The organism is Aeromonas sp. QDB14, assembly GCF_027707845.1.
GTDB lineage: Bacteria > Pseudomonadota > Gammaproteobacteria > Enterobacterales > Aeromonadaceae > Aeromonas > Aeromonas caviae.
Genome location: NZ_JAPCJD010000222.1, coordinates 1 through 552 on the forward strand (window position 1 = coordinate 1; position 552 = coordinate 552).

At 47.6% G+C, this 552-nt stretch carries 1 protein-coding gene; it reads right to left on the reverse strand.

What is annotated here, in order from left to right; translation table 11 throughout:
* On the reverse strand, nucleotides 1-552 hold a 552-nt coding region (locus PG887_RS22620), incomplete at both ends, for a methyl-accepting chemotaxis protein (RefSeq protein WP_270822981.1).

Below are 552 nucleotides of genomic sequence, written 5' to 3' on the forward strand. Positions count from 1 at the left end.
CTCGGCGATCCCTCGTATAACGTCAAGAACTTTTGATATCTCGTTACTTTGACCTTCAAGCTCATGAATAACCTGAGCGGCTTGCCTAATTTCACCTTCAAGGGCAGTGATTGACTGGCTTGTGTGGGCTACCAGACGCTGGCCAGATGCCGTCTCAGTGTCTGCTCTTCCGGCCGCATCTGCAGCATGCTGTGCATTGCTCGCAACCTCTTGAATGCTTGCCACCATTTGGTTTACTGCCGTTGCTATTTGATCTGTCTCTGCCTGCTGCTCAACTGTAAGTACATTGCTTGACTCAATATCCTTTAGTAGGCCTCGGGTGTGTTCGCTAAGCCGATTTGATGCATCACCTATGCGACCTACTATGGCGCCTGTTTCAGCTTGCATCATTCGTAAAGCAAACTCTATTTGGCCAAACTCATCGGTGCGCCCAGTGTAGAGGGATTGACTTAATGGGTTATTGGAAATATTCCTGGCTCTTTCAACCAGTCTTCCAAGAGGAGAGAGAATAGCCAAAACACTAACAGAGCTTAAGCTTCCTGACATTAAAGT